The sequence below is a fragment of the Streptomyces sp. NPDC039462 genome, from assembly GCF_055639375.1.
In genome coordinates this window covers 297,485-313,999 of record NZ_JBVKAO010000003.1, presented here as the reverse complement: position 1 = coordinate 313,999, position 16,515 = coordinate 297,485, and the positions used below count along the sequence as shown (strand labels likewise).

General features: G+C 71.9%; 17 protein-coding genes. 8 read left to right on the top strand and 9 right to left on the bottom strand.

The annotated features are described in order from the left end of the window. Positions 1-33 precede the first annotated feature (33 nt). Both ACZ7LU_RS18590 and ACZ7LU_RS18585 read right to left on the bottom strand, forming a co-directional pair. A complete protein-coding gene (locus tag ACZ7LU_RS18590; protein ID WP_471917258.1) occupies positions 34-462 on the bottom strand; it encodes a hypothetical protein in 429 nt (142 codons plus the stop codon). 116 nt (positions 463-578) lie between these two features. After that, complete coding sequence (locus ACZ7LU_RS18585) at positions 579-1,022, bottom strand: hypothetical protein (protein ID WP_471917257.1); 444 nt, start codon at positions 1,020-1,022, stop codon at positions 579-581. 321 nt (positions 1,023-1,343) lie between these two features. Here ACZ7LU_RS18585 and ACZ7LU_RS18580 point away from each other — a divergent pair, with 321 nt between their 5' ends. Then, entirely contained in the window at positions 1,344-2,075 is a 732-nt protein-coding gene (locus ACZ7LU_RS18580; protein WP_471917256.1) for a dienelactone hydrolase family protein, read from the top strand. Positions 2,076-2,226: 151 nt separating this feature from the next. Here the strand turns inward: ACZ7LU_RS18580 and ACZ7LU_RS18575 are convergent, their stop codons facing one another. Both ACZ7LU_RS18575 and ACZ7LU_RS18570 read right to left on the bottom strand, forming a co-directional pair. Then, on the bottom strand, positions 2,227-3,171 hold the full coding sequence (locus ACZ7LU_RS18575; protein WP_471917255.1) for a Gfo/Idh/MocA family protein: 945 nt from the start codon (positions 3,169-3,171) through the stop codon (positions 2,227-2,229). Positions 3,172-3,235: 64 nt separating this feature from the next. Then, on the bottom strand, positions 3,236-3,658 hold the full coding sequence (locus ACZ7LU_RS18570) for a VOC family protein (RefSeq protein ID WP_471917254.1): 423 nt from the start codon (positions 3,656-3,658) through the stop codon (positions 3,236-3,238). Positions 3,659-3,975: 317 nt separating this feature from the next. Between ACZ7LU_RS18570 and ACZ7LU_RS18565 the strand changes: the two genes are divergently transcribed. Next, a complete protein-coding gene (locus ACZ7LU_RS18565) occupies positions 3,976-4,935 on the top strand; it encodes a helix-turn-helix transcriptional regulator (RefSeq protein ID WP_471917253.1) in 960 nt (319 codons plus the stop codon). A 236-nt stretch (positions 4,936-5,171) separates the two neighbouring features. After that, a complete protein-coding gene (locus ACZ7LU_RS18560) occupies positions 5,172-6,161 on the top strand; it encodes a fibronectin type III domain-containing protein (protein WP_471917252.1) in 990 nt (329 codons plus the stop codon). Between the two features lie 19 nt (positions 6,162-6,180). Here ACZ7LU_RS18560 and ACZ7LU_RS18555 read toward each other — a convergent pair whose 3' ends face one another. Next, the gene (locus ACZ7LU_RS18555) at positions 6,181-6,753 is read right to left on the bottom strand and encodes a PadR family transcriptional regulator (RefSeq protein ID WP_468563030.1); all 573 of its coding nucleotides are present in this window, start codon (positions 6,751-6,753) and stop codon (positions 6,181-6,183) included. A gap of 100 nt (positions 6,754-6,853) precedes the next feature. On the opposite strand from ACZ7LU_RS18555, the gene ACZ7LU_RS18550 reads away from it, so the two are divergent. The 4 genes from ACZ7LU_RS18550 (at position 6,854) to ACZ7LU_RS18535 (ending at position 10,019) form a co-directional block, all read left to right on the top strand. Further along, a complete protein-coding gene (locus ACZ7LU_RS18550; RefSeq protein WP_468715667.1) occupies positions 6,854-7,285 on the top strand; it encodes a nuclear transport factor 2 family protein in 432 nt (143 codons plus the stop codon). A gap of 187 nt (positions 7,286-7,472) precedes the next feature. After that, positions 7,473-7,976, top strand: a complete 504-nt coding sequence (locus ACZ7LU_RS18545) for a hypothetical protein (RefSeq protein ID WP_468090180.1) — start codon at positions 7,473-7,475, stop codon at positions 7,974-7,976. A gap of 163 nt (positions 7,977-8,139) precedes the next feature. Beyond that, positions 8,140-8,904 (top strand): sugar phosphate isomerase/epimerase family protein, encoded by a 765-nt coding sequence (locus ACZ7LU_RS18540; RefSeq protein ID WP_471917251.1) that lies wholly within the window; start codon positions 8,140-8,142, stop codon positions 8,902-8,904. Continuing rightward, entirely contained in the window at positions 8,901-10,019 is a 1,119-nt protein-coding gene (locus ACZ7LU_RS18535) for a Gfo/Idh/MocA family protein (protein ID WP_471917250.1), read from the top strand. The genes ACZ7LU_RS18540 and ACZ7LU_RS18535 overlap by 4 nt, the downstream gene beginning before the upstream one ends. 22 nt (positions 10,020-10,041) lie before the next feature. Here the strand turns inward: ACZ7LU_RS18535 and ACZ7LU_RS18530 are convergent, their stop codons facing one another. Both ACZ7LU_RS18530 and ACZ7LU_RS18525 read right to left on the bottom strand, forming a co-directional pair. After that, positions 10,042-10,584: a PadR family transcriptional regulator gene (locus tag ACZ7LU_RS18530; RefSeq protein WP_471917249.1), complete on the bottom strand. Its 543-nt coding sequence runs from the start codon at positions 10,582-10,584 to the stop codon at positions 10,042-10,044. A gap of 51 nt (positions 10,585-10,635) precedes the next feature. Next, the gene (locus tag ACZ7LU_RS18525) at positions 10,636-12,657 is read right to left on the bottom strand and encodes an oxidoreductase (protein WP_471917248.1); all 2,022 of its coding nucleotides are present in this window, start codon (positions 12,655-12,657) and stop codon (positions 10,636-10,638) included. Between the two features lie 181 nt (positions 12,658-12,838). Here ACZ7LU_RS18525 and ACZ7LU_RS18520 point away from each other — a divergent pair, with 181 nt between their 5' ends. After that, on the top strand, positions 12,839-13,336 hold the full coding sequence (locus tag ACZ7LU_RS18520; protein WP_471917247.1) for a methylated-DNA--[protein]-cysteine S-methyltransferase: 498 nt from the start codon (positions 12,839-12,841) through the stop codon (positions 13,334-13,336). A 28-nt stretch (positions 13,337-13,364) separates the two neighbouring features. On the opposite strand, the gene ACZ7LU_RS18515 is transcribed toward ACZ7LU_RS18520, so the two are convergent. Together ACZ7LU_RS18515 and ACZ7LU_RS18510 are read right to left on the bottom strand one after the other, a co-directional pair. After that, positions 13,365-14,039 carry an alpha-ketoglutarate-dependent dioxygenase AlkB family protein gene (locus ACZ7LU_RS18515; RefSeq protein ID WP_471917246.1) on the bottom strand — a complete coding sequence of 225 codons (675 nt, stop codon included), beginning with the start codon at positions 14,037-14,039 and terminating at the stop codon, positions 13,365-13,367. Then, a complete protein-coding gene (locus tag ACZ7LU_RS18510; protein ID WP_471118375.1) occupies positions 14,027-16,417 on the bottom strand; it encodes a phosphoketolase family protein in 2,391 nt (796 codons plus the stop codon). The genes ACZ7LU_RS18515 and ACZ7LU_RS18510 overlap by 13 nt, the downstream gene beginning before the upstream one ends. Between the last annotated feature and the right edge of the window lie 98 nt (positions 16,418-16,515).

Genomic DNA, 16,515 nt, shown 5'->3' with positions numbered 1-16,515 from the left:
GGGTGGACGCATACGGAGGGCTCACGACGGCCCCTATATGCGCCACCTGCACAGCGAGTTGAGAGCGGTACGGCCCCCGCCCGGCAGCGCCCGTGGGGCGGCTCTCCGGATGCGGTGCACTGAGGCACGTACGGCGTCCGAGGCCCGGGTCACGCCGAGCATGAGCGGAAGAAGGCGGGCGGACGACTGCGCGGCGGAACCCGGACCGGATCCGGGCTCGTGGCAGTGGTCGGGCGAAGCGGGCGCCTCCAGCACGGCGGGCGCGCCGGCGACTTCGGCTTGGGCTCGGGCCTGGGCTTCGGCTTGGGCTCCGGCGACCGCGTGCGGTCCCGCGTGGGCATGGTGTTGCCCGCCGGCGCACGCGAGCACCGCGGCCAGCAGCAGGACGTACAACGCGTTCAACAGGACGTACGACGCGTTACGGATGAGCGGCGTGTTGCGGGTGAACAGCCGATGCAGCACAGATCCTCCACGCGGCAGCTGCCCGGCCGGGGCACGAATACGAATACAGATACGGATGCGGAACACGTGCCGCCAACGGCCGGAACGAGGACAGACCGGTCAGGGAACCGGTCGGCCTAGGTGCGCAGAATCGTGGAGTCGGCCGCGTGCGCTATCGGGAGCACGACGTCCCGGGCCGCGCCGCGCTGGGCACGCACGGACGCGGGAACGCCGTCCTGCCACCGCGGGTCGAGCGGGGACAGGCAGGGCAGCTCGACACCGGGCCCCTGCGGCGGCTGGCCCAGGGCGCACTCCTCGACGGTGTGCTGCTGGGGATGCTCGTGCCGGGGGCTGTCCGGCACCCCGGCGAAGACCGCGTCGCCGCCCGAGACGGCTGCGGGGGACATCACCGACGCCGTCACGACACCGCGATCGGTGCCGAGGTGACGACTCGTGGCCTCCGGACTGGCCACGTGCGTGAACACCAGTCCGAACAGAAAGAGACCCAGCCCCACGGCCCGCCACAGAGCCACCGTCGAGCGGCTCCGCCGGGCGCTGGAAGGAGACCAGGCCGTCATCACGCCGTGATCCTAGCCCGCCACATCAGACCCGTCGAGCACACCGGTGAACCCCACCCCCGGACCCACCACGCCTATGGCGGTGTCAGCCGTACAGCGCCTCCGGTGGTCCGACGTCTCGTCCGCGGGCAAGTCCCCGTCGGCACGCAAAAATCCTGTGGGCGGACCGCGGCGCCCGCTGCTACGTTGCCGGTGGCCGTGCGACGGAGCGAGGAGGTGGTACCCGTGAACGCAGTATCGACATGGGTGCTCCTCTCCGGGGTCACGGTCGGGCGACAGGTCGTCCGGGAGCGCCGACTCTGAGCGCTCCCGAAAGGTACGACCATGCACTTCACTTCTGAGCAGCGTCTCGACGACGGCGTCCTCGAACGGGAATTCACCCTCGGCGATCTCGGCGAGATCCCCGGCACCCTGTGGACGCCTGCGTCCGCCGCACCGGCTCCGCTGATCCTCATGGCCCACAACAACGGTCTGCCCAAGCGCGAACCCCGGCTGGTGGCCCGGGCCCGGTACTCCGCCGTGCGCGGCTACGCGGTGGCCACCATCGACGCCTCCGGGTGCGGTGACCGGCCCCGCACCACCGCCGAAGAGCAGGCCCGCGCCGATCTGCGCCGGGCGATGCGGGCCGGCGAACCGGTCGACGACATCTTCGAGTCCATGGTCGGTCCGCTGGTCGAGAAGGCGGTGCCGGACTGGCGGACCACCCTGGACGCCCTGCTCTCGCTGCCCGGGATCGGCGGCCCGGTCGGGTACTCAGGGTGGACCGCTCTCGGCATCCGCCTCGCGGTGTACGAGCCACGCATCGCGGCCGCCGGACTCTTCGCCGGGGGTTACGTCCCCCAGGCCCAGCGCGAGGAGGCCCGGCGGGTCACCGTCCCGCTGCTGTTCCTGCTGCAGTGGGACGACGAAGGAAACCCCCGCCAACGGGCCCTGGACCTGTTCGACGCCTTCGGCAGCAAGGAGAAGACACTGCACGCCAACCTGGGCGGACACACGGGCACTCCGTGGTTCGAGGCGGAGGACGGAAACCGGTTCTTCGACCGCCACCTGAAGTAGGACCGAACCGGCACACCGCCTGCCGCAGCTAGCAGCCTGCAACTAGCAACTAGCAACTAGCAGGCGGTGTGCTCGGCTCCGGCCCGGCCGCGACTCCAGCGCGTTCCACACACGTGACCTTCGCTCGGCCCGGTGCGCTCCGACTTGTGTGTCAGTCGCCGGAGTTGACCTGCTGATCGATGCGCAGGGTCAACTGCAGGGCGTCCAGGGCGCTGGCCGGGGTGATCTGGTTGTCCGCCTCGCCGCGCAGGACCGCAAGCACGTGTTCGATCATCGCCGTGTACTGGTCGGCCGGGGGCAGTTCCACCTCTTGGGTGCCTTCGCCGGTGCAGGCGGTCAGGCGGGTGGTGGGTTTGCCGTCGTAGCCCATGGTGGAGACCGACTCGAGGACGCCGTCGGTGAAGGCGGCGGTGTAGCCGCCGCGCCCGCCCCACGGCATGGGCCGCAGTGAGGAGACCGAGCTGCGTGCTATCGCCCCGTCGAAGGCCATGACCGCCTCGACCGCGCCGGCATCCGCGTTCCGTTCGACCGAGGTGACGTGGACCTGGTGGGGCGTGCCCAGAGCGCGGGTGATCAGGTCGAGGTCGCTGTGCATGGCCTCCATCGGCAGCACCTTCGCCCCCAGGCTTGCGCCGGGCCACAGCGGCGCCATCGCCGACCAGCAGGTCAGCTCCTCCAACTGCCCGTACGTACCGTTTCGTACGGCATCGTCGAGTGCCTGATTGGCGGGGATGAACCGCTCGAACATGTCCACGAACACCTGCCGGTCGCTCGACTCGGCAGCGGCCACGAGCCTGCGGCCCTCCTCCAGGGAACGGGCCATGGGCAGTTCGGTCAGCACATGCTTGCCGGCCTCCAGGGCGCGCAGTGCCATCGGGGTGTGGAGCGCGATGGGCAGGCAGACGTCGACCAGGTCGAAGGAGTCGTCGGCGAAGGCGGCATCCAGGTCGGTGGCGGCGGTGAAGCCGAACTGGTCGGCCACCTGCGCGGTCTTGTCCGCGTCGCGGCCGAACATCACCACGTCCACGTCGTCGCGGGCCGCGTAGACGGCGGCGTGCGCCTGGCCGAAGTTGGTTCCCAGCAGTGCGATCTTCATGAGTCTTCCTTCGAATGCGGAGAGGGGTGCAGCCCCCGGCCGCGTACGGGGGTCTCGGGCGAGGTCAGGAGGGCTGGGCCTGGCTGATGCACAGCGGTTGGCCGGAGGGGTCCAGCAGGACCGTCCAGTGCTCGCCGCCGGGCTGGAAGTCGGGCTTGCTCGCCCCGACTTCCAGCAGCCGCTTCTCCGCCGCGGCCACATCGGGAAACGCCAAGTCCATGTGGAAGGGCAGCTCCTGCTGGGGCCAGGCAGGCGCGGTGAAGGAGTCGGAGGTCCAGAAGACGTACATCGTGTTGCCGACGGTGACGGGGAAGGCGACCTCGTTGCCGTGTTCGTCGGGGTAGGGAGTGCCGACCTCGCTGCCCAGCGCGGCGGCGTAGAACTCGGCGAGCCGGCGCCCGTCGTCGGCCCAGATCGCGTACGAGACCACCGAACCGTTGAGGACGTCGGCGGAGGGGGAGGGGGAGGGGGAGGGGGAGGTGCTCATGGTGGGGGGTCCTTGTCTCGGTGTGCGGCTCCGTGTGCGCGGGCCACAGTTCTGTCGGGTTGCTACCGGGGAGCCCGGTGGTATTGGGGCAGCCTCCCGGTGCTGCCCCACCTGATTCATGGCCGTTCGGGCGGGGAGAACAGCCCGCAACGGTTGCCTCACCGGAACCCGCGCGGCGAGCACGACGACCAGCGTGGCCGACCGTCGCGAGGATGTCGCGTCCGTAAGGGTTCGGTGGGGTTTGTTCTCGGGCATGCCACCACGTTAGGAGGCTTTTAGGACACCTCACGTCCTCAGAGCGCGCCATCCTGGGAAACATGACGACCGACCTTCCCGCACGGATGCTCCGGCTGCTTTCCCTGCTGCAGACGCGCCGCGAGTGGTCCGGCGCCGAGCTCGCCGAGCGGCTCGGTGTCACCGGCCGCACCGTCCGCCGCGACATCGAGCGCCTGCGCGATCTCGGCTACCCCGTCGAGGGCACCACCGGCCGTGCCGGCGGCTACCGCCTGGCCTCCGGCGCCGCCATGCCGCCCCTCATCCTCGACGACGACGAAGCCACCGCGACCGCCGTCGCCCTGCGCACCGCGGCCGGGTACCTCACCGGCATGGAGGAGACCACCCTGCGCGCCCTCGCCAAGCTCGAACAGGTCCTCCCCGCCCGCCTCCGGACCCAGGTGGCCGCCCTGCAGCAGTCGACCGCCACCATCGAGTGGGAGCGCCGAGGACCGCGAACCGACGCGGCGACCCTGACCGCGCTGGCAGCGGCCTGCCGGGACCGGGAGACCGTCACCTTCGCCTACACCACCCGCACCGGCCACAGTGCCGGCCGCCGTGCCGACCCGCACCACCTCGTCGCGTCCGGCGGCCTGTGGTACCTCCTCGCCCACGACCACGCCCGCGACGACTGGCGCATCTACCGCCTCGACCGCGTCACCGACCTGGTCCCGACCCGCCACCGCTTCACCCCCCGGCTCGTCCCCGGCCACGACCCCGCCGCCTACGTGGCCGGAAAGATCGCTGCCGCGCCTGTGCGCCACCGGGCCATCGCCACGGTCCGGGAACCCGCCGACACCGTCCGCCGACGCACCTGGGCCCTCGCCACCCGCATTCGGCCGGCCGGGCCCGACGCCTGCACGGTGGACTGCTCCGGCGACCACATCCCCAGCATCGCCCAGCTCCTCGCCGGCCTCGACGCGGACTACACCCTGGACGCCGACGAACCCGTCCTCAGACACCTGCGCACTGCCGCACGCCGCGCCCTGGACGCCGCCGGATGACCCGCGGGGAACTCTGACTGGATCACGGAGGGCGCGGTGGTGGCGTACACCTGCCGGAAGGCATGAGGCCGCCGCGTGCATCGCCGGATAGCCCGGTTTGTGCACCGCTGCCCACCCGCCCCGGCGATCACATCCCGAGAGCGCACGCCCCACCCCTTGATGTGCCCTCGTCAGCTGTGTCAAATAGGTCCGGACCAATAGGTCCGTACCTATGCCGTCGAGTGGAAGGCAGCACCGTGCGACGGATCCCCCGTCTGTCCGCCCCTCTGGCCCTGCTGACGGTGACGGCCGCGACCGCGGCCACGCTGAGCGGCTGCGCGTGGGGCGGCGGCGACACCAAGGACACCCGGCCCCCGACGGCACCCCGCGGCCTCACCGTGCAGGCGGGCAGCTCCACCACCGCCCACGTCATGTGGAACCAGGCCACCGACGACACCGAAGTCACCCGGTACGAGGTGTACCGCGGGAGCGAGAAGGTCAAGGAGGTGCCCGGCCGGGAGCACATGGTGGACGTCGTCGGTCTGCGGCCGTCCGCCACGTACACCTTCACCGTCCGGGCCCGCGACGCCGAGGGGAACGTCAGCGAGGAGAGCAAGGAGCTCTCCGTCACGATGCCCGCCGCGGCCGCCGCCGACCACAAGCCCCCGACCAGGCCCGGGCGCCTGACGGGCGAGGCGGAGGGAAGCCGGGCGGTGATGCTCTCCTGGGGCAAGTCGTCGGACGACAAGAAGGTGGCCTCGTACGAGATCTTCCAGGGCGGCACGAAGATCCACAGTGTGGGCGGGGGCCAGACCGCGACGCTGGTCACGGGGTTGCGGCCCGGCACCGACTACACCTTCACGGTCAAGGCGCGCGACGCCGCCGACAACTTCTCGCCCGCGAGCCCCGGGGTCCGTGTCACCACCGCGGCGGGCAAGGGCTCGGGGCGCGGCACCGCACCCACCGGCTTCCGCGCGGACACCCACCGCGCCGACGGGGCGTACTACATCGACCTGTCGTGGACACCGCCGCGCACCGGCGGCGCCGTGACGGAGTATCAGATCCAGCTGGACGGCCGCACCGCCACCTCGCTCGTCTTCGGCGGCACCGCGCCGCGCGACAAGGCCGAGCACAGCTTCTACATCGGCAGGGAGGCCGGGGAGCGGCACCGGGTGCGGGTCCGGCCCAAGCTGCCGGACGGGACGTGGGGCGGCTACTCCCCCGAGCGGACGGTCACCACCGGCTGAGCCCCCACCACCCCCGAACTCAGCCCCGACCGCGCGCGGCCGCTTCCCGCTCGCTCAGCAGCGCCGCCGCGCGCCGGCACCAGTCGCGGGACTCGCGCTCGAAGGCGAGCCCGCGCAGACAGGTCAGATAGGGGCCGACGCGCTCGCCGGTGCGCAGGAACTCGTCCTCGTCCGCGCCGCCCCGCAGCCGCACGAGGAGCTTCTCCAGGACCTCGATCTTCGCCTCGGCGACCGCCGCCCGCTCCGCGAGCTGCTCGATCACCGGGGCGGCGGCGACGCCGTCGACGGCCTGCACCTTCACCAGCAGGTCGTCGCGGATGAAGGACGGCTTCGCGGCCCGCGCGGCGAACCGCTCCATCTCGGCGAGACCGTCGTCGGTGACCTTGAACAGCCGCTTGTTGGGCCGGCCCTCTTGGACGACCTCCCGCCCGGCGACCAGACCCTCTGCCTCCAGCTTGGCCAGCTCGGCGTAGAGCTGCTGGGGCAGTGCGTGCCAGAAGTTGGCCACGCCGATGTCGAAGCCCTTGGCCAGCTGGTATCCGCTGTACTCGCCGTCCAGCAGTGCCGCGAGCACCGCGTGCCGCAGAGCCATGTCCCGGATCCCCTTCCCTTCAGCCGCCCTTCACTCCATCATAGTCATCATTCTGACTAGTCAGGTTGATGACTATGCACCTGGATACCTCGGAGGAACCATGACGCATCCCACCGCCGCCCGCTTCCGTGCCCTCGTCGAGCAGCGCGATCTCGACGCCCTGGAGGAGCTGTTCACACCGGACATCCGCTTCTACAGCCCGGTGAAGTTCACGCCCTTCGAGGGCCGCCCCATGGTGCTCGGGCTCTTCGGCGTGCTGCTGCGGACGTTCGAGGACTTCCGGTACGTCGGTGCGTACTCGGGCGAGGCGCGGACCAGCTCCGACGGCGGCGAGGCGGAGTCGGACGTGCTGCTCTTCCGCACCACCGTGAACGGGAAGGAGATCCACGGCATCGACCTCCTGCACTTCGACGAGGAGGGGCGGATCAAGGAGTTCACCGTGATGGTGCGGCCGCAGTCCGCGGTGCAGGCGCTGGGGCAGGCGGTGTACGAGGGACTCGTCGCGGACGGCCTCGTGCCCGCCCCCCACTGACACCTCCGCTCGACACCGCTGCCGGACACCCCTGCGCCGGACGAAGGATTCCGTCACCTGCCCGGCGGCCGTCCGCATGCGGTCGCCGCGCGCGGCACGTTGGCTCTTCGTCAGGTAGCACGGGCGTTCCCCGACTCTCGGCGGCGCATGGGTTGTACCGCCTCCCGTGTCACCGGAGGGCAGACTCATGCGTACTACTCAGATATGTGTCCGTACCGGCCTGACCGTCGCCGCCGCCGCGTTGCCGCTGATCATGGGTGCTCCTTCGGCGTCCGCGGCCGACGATCTCACCGTCACCGCCACCGGTTCCACGGTGCGGGCCACCACCGCCGCGTGTCCCGACGGCGGTACGGCCTCGCTCATGGGCGCCGCCAACGCCAGCTTCGCCGGCGGACAGCAGGCGGCGCTGGTGAACGGCAGCGCTTCCTGGCGGAACGTCAGCGCCGGTTCCTACACGGTGCTCGTCTCCTGCAAGGACGGCACGCAGGTCGGACCTCGGACCGTCACCGTCGGCACCACGCCGACGGCCTCCTCGACGACCGCGCCCGCGCGGGGCGTCCGCGGAGGACTCGGGGGCGGTTCCGAGGACCGCGGCACGATCACGCTCGTCACCGGCGGGGCCCTGGTGGCCGCGGCCACCGTCGGCGGCGTCTGGTACGTGCGTCGCCGCGGGGCCACGGGCCGCCTCTGACCGAGGGCCACGGCACGGCACCGACGACCGCCGCCCACCCGTCACGTTCCGGGTGGGCGGCGGTCGCACGCGGAGGCACCCTTGCCGACGCATGCCGAGGCACCCTTGCCGACCCCACCGAACCGCCTTACCGTCCTCCCAGCCGACAGGGGAGGGCGCGTTCATGCCACGACCGCTCAGCGTTCAGCTCTACACCGTGCGCGACCAGCTCGTCGCCGACCGGGAGGGGACGCTGCGCCGCCTCGCCGGTCTGGGATACGGCGCGGTGGAGGCGTACGACGTGCTCGGTGACCCGAAGGGGCTGCGCCGTGTCGTGGAAGACCTCGGGCTCACCGTGTCCGGCACGCATGCCGTGCAGCTGCTCGGCCCGGAGCCGGAGCACGTCCTCGACGCGGTGCGGACGCTCGGGACGGATGTCGCGATCGTTCCCGCGGGCATCCCGCCCGAGGAGTTCGCCTCCCGCGACGGGCTCGCGCGTACGGCCGACCGCCTCAACTCCCTTGCCGCGCTGGCCCGTCGGCACGGTGTACGCATCGGCTACCACAACCACTGGTGGGAGATCGAGCCCCGCTTCGGCGACGACGCGGCAGCCCCGCACGCTGTCGACGTCCTCGCCGGGCTGCTCGACCCGGACGTCTTCCTGGAGATCGACACCTACTGGGCGGCGGTCGGCGGCGCCGACGTCCCGGCCCTCCTGCGCCGCCTCGGCGACCGGGTGCGGGCCCTGCACCTCAAGGACGGCCCCGGCACCCGGGAGGACCCGAACGTGGCGGTCGGCGGCGGCACCATGCCGGTGCCGGAGATCCTCGCCGCCGCGCCGGACGCCTGGCGCATCGTCGAGTTCGACTCCTGCGCGGGCGACGCGGACGCCCTCTTCGGCGAGCTCGCGGCCAGCCACGCCTACCTCGCCACCCTGGAGGCGCTGTGACTCCCGCCCCCGTCGGCTCGGGCCCGGTCGGCGTCGCCGTCGTCGGCGCGGGCGTCATCAGCGCCGAGTACCTGCGTACGTTGAGCAGGTTCCCGGACGTTCGGGTCGTGGCCGTCGCCGATCTCGACGAGGAGCGGGCGGCCGCCGCGGCCGTCACCCACGGCATACCCGTGTCGGGCGGGGTCGCGACGGTGCTCGCGCTGTCCGAGGTCGAACTCGTCGTCAATCTCACGGTCCCCGCCGCGCACGCGCAGGTGGCGACGGCCGCGCTGCGCGCCGGGAAGCACGTCTACGGCGAGAAACCCATCACGCTCGCCCCCGGCGAGGCGGAGAAGCTGCTCGCCGAAGCCTCGGAGCGCGGGCTGCTCGTGGGCAACGCGCCGGACACGTTCCTCGGCGCGGGTCTGCAGTCGGCGCTGCGGGCCGTGGCGGCCGGGCACATCGGCGCGCCCGTGGCGGCGACGACCGTGACGCAGAGCCTGGGGCCCGAGGGCTGGCATCCCGATCCGGCGTTCTTCTACCAGCCGGGCGCGGGTCCGCTCTTCGACCTGGGGCCGTACTACCTGACCTCGCTCGTCGCCCTGTTCGGCGGTGTGGAGCAGGTGGCCGCGACGGCGGCACGCGCGCGTGTGGAGCGCGTCGTCGGGTCGGGGCCGAAGGCGGGACAGGCGTTCCCCGTCGACGTGCCGACGCATGTGTCGTCGCTCCTCCGGTTCGCCTCCGGAGTGCGGGCCGCCTCGACGTTCAGCTTCGACTCCGCGCTGCCCCGCATCCGTTTCGAGGTCACCGGGACCGAGGGCACCCTCGCCGTGCCCGACCCGAACACGTTCGGCGGCCCGCTGAGACTGCTGCCCAACGGCTCCGACGAGTGGCGCGAACTGCCCGTCAAGGGGCGGACCGACGGGCGGGGCCTCGGCGTGGTCGACATGGCGCGCGCCCTGCGGCACGGCACCGCGCACCGGGCGTCCGGCGCGCTCGCGCTGCACGTCCTGCAGACGATGACGGCGATCGCGGACTCCGCCGAGCACGAGCGGTTCGCCTCGCTGCCCACGCAGGTCGTGCCACCGCGGCCGCTGCCCGCGGACTGGGACCCTCGGGAGGCGACGCTCGGCTAGGGGCCCGTGCCGGAAGAAGCCCCTACGGCGTCTCCAGTTCCTCGATGGTCCGCGTGAGCCACTGCGTCCAGAACGTCTCCAGGTCGATGCCCGCCCGCAGCACCGCGTGGCGCAGCCGGTCCTCGACGGCGTCCTTCCCCGGCGGGAAATCGCGCCGTTCGATCTCCTCGTACTCGGCCAACTGCCGCCGGTGCAGGTCGAGATGGCGGCGCAGGTCCTCCTGTACGCCCGCGATGCCCGCCGTGCCGACGACCGCCGCGGCGCGCAGGCGCAGCAGGAGGGTGTCGCGGAGCGGCTTCGGGTCCTGGCTCGCCGCCGTCCAGCGGGCCAGTTCGGCGCGGCCCGCCGGCAGGACCTCGTACTCCTTCTTCTGCCCCCGTGTCGCTCCCTGCCGCGGCAGCGCGCGGATGGCGCCCTCGCGCTCCAGCCTGCCCAGCTCGCGGTAGATCTGCTGGTGCGTGGCCGACCAGAAGTAGCCGATCGACTTGTCGAACCTGCGGGTCAGTTCGAGGCCCGACGACGGCTTCTCCAGGAGGGCGGTGAGGATCGCGTGCGGGAGTGACATGGGGGCAATCCTAGGGAGGCGGTCCTGGGGACGGGCCGCGCAGGCGTGGGATCAGAGCGCGGCGGCCAGCTCCGTGCCCTGCTTGATGGCGCGCTTGGCGTCCAGCTCGGCCGCGACGTCCGCGCCCCCGATGAGGTGGGCCGCGACGCCGGCCGCGACGAGCTCCTCGTACAGGTCGCGGCGCGGGTCCTGTCCGGAGCAGAGCACGACCGTGTCGACGGGGATCACGGACGACTCTCCGTCGACGGTGATGTGCAGGCCCGCGTCGTCGATCAGGTCGTAGCTGGCTCCCGCCACCATGGCGACGCCGCGGTGGCGCAGCTCGGTGCGGTGGATCCAGCCCGTGGTCTTGCCGAGACCCTGGCCGACCTTGGAGGTCTTGCGCTGCAGCAGGTGGACGGTGCGGGGCGGTGTCGGCCGCTCGGGCTTCGTCAGACCGCCGCGCTCGCGGAAGTCCATGTCGACGCCCCACTGCCGGAAGTACGTGGCCGGGTCCAGGCTCGCCTTCTCGCCGCCGTCGGTGAGGAACTCGGCGACGTCGAAGCCGATGCCGCCCGCGCCGATGATCGCGACCCGCTCCCCCACGGGCGCGCCGTCGCGCAGCACGTCGAGGTAGCCGACGACGCTGGGGTGGTCGATGCCGGGGATCTCCGGGATACGGGGGGTGACGCCGGCGGCGACGACCACTTCGTCGTACGCCTCCCCCGCGAGCGTGTCCGCGGTGACGACGGTGTTCAGCCGGACGTCGACGCCGCGCAGGTCGAGCTGGGTGCGGAAGTAGCGGAGGGTCTCGTCGAACTCCTCCTTGCCGGGGACCTTGCGGGCGACGTTGAGCTGGCCGCCGATCTCGGCTGCCGCGTCGTACAGCGTGACGTCGTGGCCGCGTTCGGCGGCGGAGACGGCGAAGGCGAGTCCTGCGGGGCCCGCGCCGACGACGGCGATGCGCTTCTTGGTGCGGGTGGGCGAAAGCACGAGCTCGGTCTCGTGGCAGGCGCGCGGGTTCACCAGGCAGGAGGTGATCTGCAGGTTGAAGGTGTGGTCGAGGCAGGCCTGGTTGCAGCCGATGCAGGTGTTGATGGCCTCGGGCCGCTCGGCCCTCGCCTTGTTGACGAAGTCCGGGTCGGCGAGCAGCGGGCGGGCCAGCGACACCATGTCGGCGGCGCCGTCGGCGAGCAACTGCTCGGCGATCTCGGGGGTGTTGATGCGGTTGACGGTCACGAGCGGCACGGAGACCTCGCCCATGAGCTTCTTCGTGACGAAGCTGTACGCGCCGCGCGGCACCGACGTCGCGATGGTGGGGATCCGCGCCTCGTGCCAGCCGATGCCGGTGTTGATGATCGTGGCGCCCGCGGCCTCGATCTCCTTGGCGAGGTGGACGACCTCTTCGAGGGTCGAGCCGCCGGGCACGAGGTCCAGCATGGAGAGGCGGTAGATGATGATGAAGTCGGCGCCGACGCGTTCGCGGGTGCGGCGGACGATCTCGACGGGGAAGCGGATGCGGTTCTCGTAGGAGCCGCCCCAGCGGTCGGTGCGCTGGTTGGTGGGGGCCGCGATGAACTCGTTGATCAGGTAGCCCTCGGAGCCCATGACCTCGACGCCGTCGTAGCCCGCGAGCTTGGCGAGTTCGGCGGCGCGCACGAAGTCCTCGACGGTCTGCTCGACCTCGTCGTCGGTGAGCTCGCGAGGCACGAAGGGGCTGATCGGCGCCTGGATGGCGCTGGGCGCGACGAGCTTGTCGTGGTAGGCGTACCGGCCGAAGTGGAGGATCTGCATCGCGATCTTCCCGCCCTCGGCGTGCACGGCGGCGGTGATCGCCGCGTGCTCCTTCGCCTCCGCCTCGGTGGTGAGCTTGGCGCCGCCGTCCCAGGGCCTGCCGAGCTCGTTCGGGGCGATGCCGCCGGTGACGATGAGGCCGACGCCGCCGCGCGCCCGGGTCGCGTAGAACTCCGCCATCCGCTCGAAGCCGTTGGGCGCCTCTTCGAGGCCCACGTGCATGGAGCCCATGAGGACCCGGTTGGGCAGGGTGGTGAAGCCCAGGTCGAGCGGGTTCAGCAGGTTCGGGTATCGGCTCATGGGCCCCTCCGTACGCGGTGTCTACAGGACAGTTGTAGACCAGGCGCGGACGTTGTGCAACTAGTTGCATAACCTCGCCGGAGGGGACCGCCGCGGCCGACGCGATGTCCGAATCCCGCCAGCCGCACCCCCGCGCACGCCCCAGACTGGAGGCAGCACCCGAACGCTTGAGGAGAGTCCGATGACCGTCCACACGACGATCGACAGTCCGCTGGGCGAGCTGCTGCTGGTGGGCGAGGAGTCGGCCACCGCCAAGGGCGGCACCGCGCTGGCCTCGCTGTCCATGCCGGGCCAGAAGGGCGGCGCCGTCGTCCTTGACGGCTGGGTGCGCGACGACGCGGCCTTCGACGTGATCACCGCGCAGCTGCGCTCGTACTTCGCCGGAAGCCTGACCCACTTCGACATCGAGTACGCCGCCGGGGCGGGCACCGAGTTCCAGCGCAAGGTCTGGTCGGCGCTGGACACGGTCCCCTACGGCACCACGACCACGTACGGGCGGCTCGCCGAGCAGCTCGGCCTCTCCCGAGCCGCCGTCCGCGCCCTCGGCACCGCCGTCGGACGCAACCCGCTGCTGATCGTGCGCCCCTGCCACCGGGTGGTCGGCGCCGACGGCTCCCTCACCGGTTACGCCGCGGGCCTCGACCGCAAGCGGCGGCTCCTCGACCTGGAGGCGGCCTGACCGCCACCGCACGGACACCCCCGTCCGGTCATCGGTCTTCGGTGAAGCCGCTGACGCGCAGCGTGATGTTCAGCCGCCCGGCCAGCCCCAGCTCCGGCGGCCCGGTGCCGGGGATGATCCGCGGCACCCCGTGGTGGGCGAGGCGGGAGGCGCCGCCGAAGACGACCAGGTCGCCGCTGCGCAGCTCGATGTCCGTGTACGGCCTGGTGCGCGTCTCCGTGTTGCCGAAGCGGAAGACGCCCGTGTCACCGAGGCTGAGGGACACCACGGGCGCGCCGGACTTCTCGTCGCTGTCGCGGTGCATGCCCATGCGCGCGTCGGCGTCGTAGAAGTTGACGAGGGCGATGTCGTACGTCTCATCGACCTCGTGACCGGCGGCTTCGGCCGCCCGGCGGCCCAGCTCGGCGAGCCACGGCGGCATCGGCTTCACGGGGGCGCCGTCCCCGTCGACCACGGTCCGCGCGTACCCGTACGGATACCAGTGCCAGCCCAGACAGAACTGCCGAGCGGTCATCGCGCCGCCGCCGGGTGTCTTGACTTGCCGCAGCCCGGCGGGCGGCGCCGCCCACGCCCGGCAGGCCGCCACGAGACGCAGCTGTTCCTCCGGTGCCAGCCAGTCCGGCAGGTGCACCGCCCCCGGGCCGAGGACGGTGCGGCTCCGGGGGAACAGTTCGTCGTGGGCCACGTCGGTCAGTATGGCCACGTCCAGTCGGCGACCTCGGGCAGGTCCGTGCCGTGCTCGCGGATCCAGGCGTCGTGCCGGGTGCGGACGTCGGCCATCGCCTGGCGTACGGCCGTCGCCCGCACGGCCAGGCCCGGGACGCGGTCGATGACGTCCATGACGAGCCGGTACCGGTCGAGGTTGTTGCGGACGACCATGTCGAACGGCGTGGTGGTCGTGCCCGCCTCCGTATAGCCGCGCACGTGCAGGTGGTCGTGGCCGGTGCGGCGGTAGGCGAGGCGGTGGATCAGCCACGGGTAGCCGTGATAGGCGAAGATCACCGGCTTGTCGCGGGTGAAGAGCGCGTCGTACTCGGAGTCCGCCATCCCGTGCGGGTGCTCCTCGCGGGGCATCAGGCGGGCCATGTCGACGACGTTCACGACGCGCACGGTGAGCTCGGGCAGGTGCTCGCGCAGCAGCGCCGCGGCGGCGAGGACTTCCTGGGTGGGCACGTCACCCGCGCAGGCGAGGACGACGTCGGGTTCCCGCGAGCCGTCGTCCGTCCCCGCCCACTCCCAGACGCCCGCCCCGCGCGCGCAGTGGGCACGGGCGTCGTCGAGGGAGAGCCAGTCGAAGCAGGGCTGCTTGCCCGCGACGACGACGTTGACGTAGTCCCGGCTGTGCAGGACGTGCTCGGTCACGGAGAGCAGGGTGTTGGCGTCCGGCGGGAGGTAGACGCGTACGACGTGGGGGCTCTTGTTGAGCACGTGGTCCACGAAGCCGGGGTCCTGGTGCGAGAAGCCGTTGTGGTCCTGCCGCCACACATGCGAGGTCAGCAGGTAGTTCAGGGACGGCACGGGCGCGCGCCACGGCAGGGTGCGGGAAGTCTTCAGCCACTTGATGTGCTGGTTGACCATCGAGTCGACGATGTGGACGAACGCTTCGTAGCAGGAGAACAGGCCGTGGCGGCCGGTGAGGGTGTAGCCCTCCAACCAGCCCTGGCAGAGGTGTTCGGAGAGGACTTCCATGACGCGGCCGTCGCGGGCGAGGTGCTCGTCCGTGTCGAGGATCCGGGCCTGCCAGGCCTTGCCCGTCGCGTCGTAGAGCGCGCCGAGCCGGTTGGACTCGGTCTCGTCCGGGCCCACGACGCGGAAGTCGCGGCGCCCCGCGGTGTCCGCCATGACCTGCGCGAGCAGCTTGCCGGTGATCCGGGTCGGCTCGTGCAGGGTCGTGCCCGGCTTGTCCACGGGAACGGCGAACTTCTCCAGGGGCGGGACGGGCAGCCTGCGGGTCAGGCGGCCGCCGTTGGCGTGCGGGGTGGCGCCGAGCCGACGCTCGCCGCCGGGGACGCAGGCCAGGACCTGCTCGGTGGGGCGGCCGTCCGCGTCGAAGAGCTCCTGGGGGCGGTAGGACTTCAGCCACTTCTCCAGCTGCCGCAGGTGTTCCGGGTTCTCGCGGACCCCGGAGAGCGGCACCTGATGCGCGCGCCAGGTGTTCTCGACGGGCTCCCCGTCGACGGCCTCCGGCCCTGTCCAGCCCTTGGGCGTGCGCAGCACGATCACCGGCCACCGCGGGCGGCCCTGCACTCCCCCGCCGCCGCGGGCGGCCCGCTGGACCGCGGCGATGCGGTCGAGCGCCTGGTCCATGGCCTTGGCCATCGCCTGGTGGACCTTGCGCGGCTCGTCACCGGCGACGTACAGCGGCTCGTGGCCGTAGCCCTTGAGGAGCGCGTCGAGTTCGGCCTCGGGGAGGCGGGCGAGGACGGTCGGGTTGGCGATCTTGTAGCCGTTGAGGTGGAGGATCGGCAGGACCGCGCCGTCGTGCGCCGGGTCGTGGAACTTGTTGCAGTGCCAGGAGGCGGCCAGCGGCCCGGTCTCGGCCTCGCCGTCACCGATGACGCAGGCGACCAGCAGGTCCGGGTTGTCGAGGGCGGCTCCGTAGGCGTGCGCGAGCGAGTAGCCGAGCTCACCGCCCTCGTGGATCGAACCGGGCGTCTCGGGCGCCACGTGGCTCGGCACACCCCCGGGGAACGAGAACTGGCGGAACAGCTTCGCCATGCCCTCCGCGTCCCGCGAGACGTCGGGATAGACCTCGCTGTACGAGCCCTCCAGCCAGGAGTTGGCGAGCACGGCGGGGCCGCCGTGGCCCGGCCCCCACACGCACAGGGCCTCGAGATCCCGCTCCTGGATCACGCGGTTGAGGTGGGTGTGGACGAAGTTGAGGCCGGGTGACGTGCCCCAGTGGCCGAGCAGGCGCGGCTTGATGTGCTCGGGCCGCAGCGGCTCGGTCAGCAGGGGGTTGCTCATCAGATAGATCTGGCCGACGGCCAGGTAGTTGGCGGCGCGCCAGTGGGCGTCGAGCGCCGCCAGGTGGTCCTTCGCCACGGGTGCCACAGGTCCTCCTCGCGTGATTCGGGGCATACGGCGGGGTCAGGCGTGCCGATCGGGTTCCACGTGAGTGGCGGGTCAGTCGTGCGGGACGCTGTCGTCGGCGCTTTCGTGCGGTGGGCCGGCCATGC